Origin of the sequence: Aequorivita sp. KMM 9714 (assembly GCF_011065475.1) — a bacterium.
Classification (GTDB): Bacteria; Bacteroidota; Bacteroidia; order Flavobacteriales; family Flavobacteriaceae; genus Aequorivita; species Aequorivita sinensis.
Genome location: NZ_JAAGRO010000005.1, coordinates 171785 through 178742 on the forward strand (window position 1 = coordinate 171785; position 6958 = coordinate 178742).

At 33.8% G+C, this 6958-nt stretch carries 8 protein-coding genes; 2 read left to right on the forward strand and 6 right to left on the reverse strand.

Going from position 1 to position 6958, the window contains the following annotated elements; genetic code table 11:
* The first annotated feature begins 60 nt into the window (after window positions 1-60).
* On the forward strand, window positions 61-978 hold the full coding sequence (locus G3A46_RS12030) for a mechanosensitive ion channel family protein (protein ID WP_165150120.1): 918 nt from the start codon (window positions 61-63) through the stop codon (window positions 976-978).
* Between the two features lie 10 nt (window positions 979-988).
* On the opposite strand, the gene G3A46_RS12035 is transcribed toward G3A46_RS12030, so the two are convergent.
* Window positions 989-1594 (reverse strand): M15 family metallopeptidase, encoded by a 606-nt coding sequence (locus G3A46_RS12035; RefSeq protein ID WP_139854599.1) that lies wholly within the window; start codon window positions 1592-1594, stop codon window positions 989-991.
* Window positions 1595-1663: 69 nt separating this feature from the next.
* Here G3A46_RS12035 and G3A46_RS12040 point away from each other — a divergent pair, with 69 nt between their 5' ends.
* Window positions 1664-2389, forward strand: coding sequence for an SDR family oxidoreductase (locus tag G3A46_RS12040; RefSeq protein ID WP_165150122.1), 726 nt, complete (start codon window positions 1664-1666; stop codon window positions 2387-2389).
* 81 nt (window positions 2390-2470) lie between these two features.
* On the opposite strand, the gene G3A46_RS12045 is transcribed toward G3A46_RS12040, so the two are convergent.
* The 5 genes from G3A46_RS12045 to G3A46_RS12060 all read right to left on the reverse strand — a co-directional run.
* Window positions 2471-3313: a flagellar motor protein MotB gene (locus G3A46_RS12045; protein ID WP_165150124.1), complete on the reverse strand. Its 843-nt coding sequence runs from the start codon at window positions 3311-3313 to the stop codon at window positions 2471-2473.
* Window positions 3314-3416: 103 nt separating this feature from the next.
* Complete coding sequence (locus G3A46_RS14500) at window positions 3417-3545, reverse strand: hypothetical protein (RefSeq protein ID WP_260402625.1); 129 nt, start codon at window positions 3543-3545, stop codon at window positions 3417-3419.
* Between the two features lie 23 nt (window positions 3546-3568).
* Window positions 3569-4462: a mechanosensitive ion channel family protein gene (locus G3A46_RS12050; protein ID WP_165150126.1), complete on the reverse strand. Its 894-nt coding sequence runs from the start codon at window positions 4460-4462 to the stop codon at window positions 3569-3571.
* Window positions 4463-4471: 9 nt separating this feature from the next.
* Complete coding sequence (locus G3A46_RS12055) at window positions 4472-6298, reverse strand: SLC13 family permease (RefSeq protein ID WP_165150128.1); 1827 nt, start codon at window positions 6296-6298, stop codon at window positions 4472-4474.
* Between the two features lie 97 nt (window positions 6299-6395).
* Window positions 6396-6958, reverse strand: a 563-nt coding sequence (locus G3A46_RS12060; protein ID WP_165150130.1) for a sigma-70 family RNA polymerase sigma factor, incomplete at its 5' end; no start/stop codon positions are given.

A 6958-nucleotide genomic window follows, 5' to 3' on the forward strand; every position in this document is an offset into this window, starting at 1 on the left:
AAGACTAATTTAAGTGAAGAAATGTTTCACCATTATTACTATCTTTAAAAGAAAAAATAAATGCCCTTACTATTACAATCACCTACTGAAACAATTAAGCTTTCACTTCAACAATATTACGAGGAATTTCTAAAAATTTTACCTCGAATTGCATTGGCCATTTTGGTTATAATCCTTGGTGTTTTACTTGCTCAAATGTTAACGAGCTTCTATAAAAGACGTTTTCAGCAAAAATCTGAAGATCCGTTAATGTCGAAATTTTTGGCACAAGCGGTGAAAGTAATTTTAATTATTATAACTATAATGCTTGCACTACGAGTTGCTGGATTAGATGATATCGCTACGGGATTATTAACTGCAGTTGGTGGTGGAGCTATTATTTTAGGATTTGCATTTCAAGACATTGGTAAGAATTTTTTAGCTGGAATTATTTTGGCTTTTAACAGGCCGTTTAATATTAATGATACTATAAAAGTTGATGATATTTTCGGAAAAGTAAAGGAATTGAGTTTTAGATATTCACATATAAAAACTTTTGATGGACGTGATATCTATATCCCAAATAGTGATGTGTTAACTAAACCAGTTGAAAATTATACAGCAGATGGTTTCTATAGAGTCGATTTCACAGTAGGTTTAGGGTATGAAGATGATATTGATGCTGCTAAAAAGGTAATCCAAGATGTTTTAGACAACAACAAAGAAATTGTTCGCGATGGTGAGCACGAAAACTTTGTTATTGAAGATGAGTTGGCTGCAAGCACTGTAAACTTAAAAGTATTCTTTTGGGTAGATACTGTTGATTATAGAAGGGCCTCAAGAATATTACGTGGTATGATAATTAAAGAAGTAAAAGTCGCACTTGCGGAAAGAGACTTTAATTTACCTTCAGATGTTGTTGAATTAAAACTTTATAAAAACAGTCCGGATATTCCATTTAAATTGAATAAAGGGGAGGAGGGTAAAACTTCTAATTAAACAATAATTCTTATTCACAAGGCAAGGGGACATTCATTGTTTTATATTTCCTCGTACTTCCAAAATTAAAATGCCACCATTCTGTACGTATATTTTTAAAGCCAAATTTGCGCATTCCTTCAAAAAGAAGCTTACGATTTGCAAGCACTTCTTTGGGCAAGTTATAATTGTCTATATGTGCTTCTTTTCCGAAGTAATCATAATCGCTTCCCATTTCAACATAACATCCGTCTAGGGTTTCTATGGTTATATCTACTGCGGCAGCTTTATTATGGATAGAGCCATTTCCATAAGGATTGCCAACATAGCCAGGGCGTGGGTATTTAGACCACATAAATTTCTGAACATCTAGTGGGCGGTAGCAATCGTAAATTTTAATACGGTATCCTTTTTCACAAAAATATTGATTAGCTAATAGAAGGGCTTCAGCAACCTCTGGTTGTAAAAGGCATTCTGCACAATCGTAAAGTGTTTCGCCAATAAAATTATTTGGAGTGGCGTAACGGATTTCATAGTTGAATTCTGTGGAAAGATCTTTTAGATTAACTAACTTCTCTTGTGAATTCATTTTCACTGAAAAAACGAGGAATAAAAGTAAAATTACTGGAAGTTTCATTTTTCAAATTTAAGTAGAATTTAATAACAATAGAAATTGCATTTGGTAACTTTGAAAAAAACAATAGACATGAATGATTTAGGAAAAAAATCCGCTTTAATTACTGGCGGTACAAAAGGAATTGGTTACGGAATTGCCGAAGCATTACTCAAAGAAGGCGTTAATGTAGCAATTACAGGAAGAAATTTAGAAACAGCTGAAGAAGCTGCTAAAATGCTGAATGCACATGGAAACGACAGCGCTCAAGCTATAGGTTTAGAAGCAGACGTAAGAAGTTTTGAAAGTCAAAAAAATGCAGTGGAGGCTGCGATTAAACAATTTGGAGGTTTAGATGTTATTATTGCTAATGCTGGTTTAGGTCATTTTGGTTCTGTTGAAGATTTATCTATAGAGCAATGGCAAGAAACAATAGACACTAATCTTACGGGCCCATTTTTCACTTTAAAAGCAGGTTTAGAGCAATTGAAGAAAAACAAAGGTTATTATATAAGTATCTCAAGTTTGGCTGGAACTAACTTCTTTAAAGGAGGAAGTGCTTATAATGCAAGTAAATTTGGTTTAACTGGGTTTTCACAAGCTGCTATGCTTGATCTCCGTGACTATGGTATAAAAATAAGTACAATTATGCCTGGTTCGGTATCCACGCATTTTAATGGAAATGAGCCTGATGAAAAGGATGCTTGGAAGATTCAGAAAGAAGATATTGGAAAGTTGGTGGTAGATTTATTAAAAATGAACCCTCGCACCTTACCGAGTAAAATTGAAGTAAGACCAACGACACCACCTAGCAAGTAAAAGTTATTTCAACTATTTAAATAAAAAAAGGCTGTTCACATTGAACAGCCTTTTTTGTTGTTTAATCTTTACTTTCTAACATTAGTTATTAGAAAGTAAAGCTAAGAATTTATCAAGATTTGGTAAAATTACAATTCTTGTTCTTCTATTCTTTGCGCGACCTTCCTTAGTTTCGTTTTCGGTTAAAGGATGGAAACTACTACGACCAGCAGCAATTAGTTTTGCTGGATCTACACCGTAATTATCTTGTAATATACGGATTACAGCAGTAGAACGATCTACACTCAATTCCCAGTTGTCTTTAATATAAGCACCTGGCTTTACAGTTTGGCTGTCAGTATGACCTTCAACCATAACTTCTAATGCTGGTTCGCTGTTAATTACATTTGCCAAACGCTCTAATAGCGGATTAGCTTTTCTGTTAACACGTGCACTACCAGAACTGAATAATAGTTTATCAGAAATAGTAATCATCACTACTGTTTCATCAATATCAATTGTGATATCATCTTCTTCACCTTCACCAACTAATGAGTTGTCTAGGTTTTTCTTAAGATTGTGAGAAACAATAAGATTCATAGAATCTTTAAGTGTTTTAGCTTCGGCCAATTCTTGGGGATCTACATTGGCAAGAGCTTTTTTCATTTTTTCCTTATCATTTTCTGAAATCACAACACCTTCAAACTGCTGTAGACGGTTGTTGTTACTATCGGTTAATGATTGGATTTTAGAATTGTAATTAGCAACACGCTCTTCAATTTTAGCATATTTCGCTTCAATTTCTTCTTTTTCAAGTTGAGTTTTTGCTAAAGTAGAACGAGTATCATTGTATTGATTCTCTAGTTCTACATACTTTTTTTTCGATACGCAAGAGGTAGCAAATAATGCTCCCGCAAGCATGGTTAGTGCAATAGCTTTTTTCATTTTACTAATTTTTAATAGGTTTGTATGGGACAAATATATGTGCCAACACTACAAATAATTAGTTAATAAGTGCTATTGTTTTGTTAAAGAGGTATTAAAGGATTTATAAGACGTAACCTATAAGCCAGTAAAGTATAATAAATACTACGATTGTACCTATACAACCGCACTTACCTCCACCTATTTTTTTAGCGCCCCAGCCGGCAGCTAATATTCTAAGTAATTTTTTCATAACGTTTATTTTTGGTTAATTTTTTATTCTTCTTTATTGGTAGCCATTTGTAATTTATTCTTTCCAAAATCCAATGTGCGAATTGGGAAAGGGATGTTTATTCCAGCCTCGTCAAAGTTTTTCTTAATCAGTTTTATCGCTTTGTGTTTTGCGGCTAATACTGGTTTCGGACTTTGGCTGTCTATCCAAAACCTAGTAATAAAGTTAATAGAGCTATCCCCAAACTCGTTAAAGAAGAATTCAACTTCTTCATTGCGGTTTTGTTCAAAGTTAGCAGAAATAATTTTAATTACTAAATCTTCTACTTTTTGTAAATCCTCTTCATAACCAACTCCGCATTCTACAGTGATCCGAGTTCTTTTGGTCCAGGAGTGATTAATAAAGCTGTTTTCAACAAACATTTTATTTGGAACAATTAAGTAATCATTATCTGTTTGTCTGAGCGTTACATTTCTTAAATCAATTTCTTCTACAAAACCACTGTGATCCTGAGTTTCCACAAAATCGCCTATCCTTACTTTGGGTTGAAAAGACAGCATAAAACCAGATACAGTATTGCTTAAGGTCCCTTGTAAAGCAAAACCAATTGCCAAACCCATTACACCAGCACCAGCTAATATAGAGGTAAGCATTTTGTCAAGCTGTAAAACGCTTAGCGCTATAAAAAAACCAATTAATAATACTGCGGCGTAAAAAGATTTTGAAAGTACTTGTTTAATAGATTCATCGCTCATTTTTCTAAAAAGAACATCGTGGGCAAATTTCTTAACGCCCTTTGCAATAAAATAAAATATAACCATTACAATAATGGCTACAGCCATATTGGGCAGTTTTAGAATAATCGCATCCAGCCAACCATCTAGTTTGTTCCATAAGTTTGAAACTGATTCGCTAACTGAAAAATTTTGAAGTGCCATATAGTTGTTTTATAATAATGATGAGAGCATAAAAGTACCTAAAAGCCATAAAATAATGGATAAAATCCCTCCAATTAAAAAGAAATGTTTGAACTTATAAATACCCATACCGTAAATTAAAGTATTGGTTTGGTAGCCCATAGGAGTGAAAAAACTGAAGTTGGCTCCAAATAAAACCGATAGAATAAATGGCTTTAAAGACAAATCTAATCCAACCCCTACAGCTATTGCTATAGGTGTCATAATTATTGCCGTGGCATTATTGCTAATTGCGCCACTCATCAACATTGTGATTAAGAAAATGAGGCCTATAACTACTAAGTTCGACTGTCCGCTTAAAACTGTAAGCAGTTGATCTGAAAGCCATTTGTCTGCACCTGTGTTATTCATTGCGACACCAAGAGGAATCATTCCTGCAAGTAAAAATATTACCTGCCAGTTTATACGATGATAAACATCGTTTAAATTTAAACAACGGGTTAAAAGCATTAAGCAAACACCGGTGATGGCACTAATTAAAATTGGTAAAATTCCACTAGCAGCTAAGCCAATAACAAGTAGTAAGATTATAAATGAAATATTTCTCTTTCGAATATCTACTGTTGGTTTGGCTTTATGTTCTTTTAAAACTGCAACATTCTCCAAATCGTAAAGGAGGCTCATTTCATTTTTTGGAATTTCAACCAAAAGTCTGTCACCAGGTTTTAAAGTGATTTGCTCAATATTCTTCCTGATTAATCTTTCCTTGGTATTTCTAATGTTTCTTCGCTTCTTTATTGCAATAGGGAGTGCACTATTAAAGGTTTGTTTTCTTAACTGTTTTAATGTTTTACCTATTAATATAGACCCAGGCAGAATTAAAAGTTCGACAAAAGTCCATTCCTTCGAAATTTTACTTGCTTCTTTATCTTTTTCTTTGTCGGTTTGTTCGTCATCTCCTTTATCTTCTTCATCTTTATGAATACTTAAACCTTCAGCTTTTTTAAGTTCAGTAAGATTTTCTAAATCACACATTAAAACTAATCTATCACCTTCCTTTAAAGATATGTACCTGCCAGGTGCATTAATGGTTTGTTTTCCTCTTCTTAGTTTTAATATTGAAATTTCTGGATTAGAATATAAAAATGTGTCTTCTATATTCTTGTCTATTAATTTAGATTCCTCGGTTATAGATACAGTTGTTACATAATCGTCCAATTCATATGCTTCGTGCAAACTTTCTTTAGAGTCGGAGGGAAGCCAGCGTGAACCTATAGTTATCACGATAATTCCTACAATTAAAAAAATAAATCCGAAAAATGAGAATTCAAAAAAGCTAAAGCGTTCGGCTCCTAAATCCTTTGCAATAGCGTTTACTATAAGGTTTGTTGAAGTCCCCATAAGTGTACAGCTACCACCTAAAATTCCTGCAAATGATATAGGTAGAAGTAACTTGGCCTTTGGAAGATTAAAGCGTTTAGCTAGTTCTGAAATAATTTTAATGAACACAATTACCACTGCGGTTGTGTTTATAAATGCAGATATCCCACCAGTAATAAGCATAAATACTGGCAGTAATAGAAAGAGTGGGAGTATGTGTAAATTTTTAAGAAAACGAGCTAGAGTTGCAATTACGCCATTGTCTTCAAGGGCCAAAGCGATAATCATTAAGGAGAGTACTGTAATAGTTGCGGGGTTAGAAAAGCCCGAAATTGCCTCTTCTGGTTGCACTAATCCGGTAAGTGCTAATGTGGCTATTACCAACATCGCAATTTTATCTACTGAAAAAACTTCAAAGGCAAAAAGGATAATGGTAATTAACAGAATAGAAAAAACGAGTATTATTTCTGTTGTCATAAGACTTTTGTTATCGTTATAAAGATAACCTCAGAAACAATACTCGTTCTTTAGAAAATGTTAAAAATATTAGAGAACCAATATTTTTAAAGAATTTTTAGCCTAAATACTTTTTCAAGATGTGGCTTTTAGAAGTCTGACGCAAACGACGAATCGCTTTTTCGCGAATTTGACGTACACGCTCACGACTTAAATCGAAAGTGTCACCAATTTCTTGAAGTGTCATAGGTGGTTGCCCACAAAGACCAAAATTTAATTTAACAACATCTGCTTCACGTGGAGCTAAAGTGTCTAATGCGCGATTAATTTCAATGCGAAGTGATTCGTGCATTAAATCTTTATCAGGATTAGGACTTTCTCCAGAACTCAATACATCATAAAGGTTATTGTCGTTTTCTCCTTCCTGAAATGGTGCATCCATCGATAAACTTCGCGTTGAGTTTTTCAAAGAACTCTTTACTTTAGATTCACTAAAGTCCAATTCTTTTGCAATTTCAGCCGCAGTAGGTACTCTTTCAAACTTTTGCTCTAGGTGAATAGAGGCTTTTTTAATTTTATTAATATCACCAATCTTGTTAAGTGGAAGTCTTACAACTCGCGACTGCTCTGCAATTGCTTGTAGAATTGCTTGTCTAATCCACCAAACGGCATCGAGATACA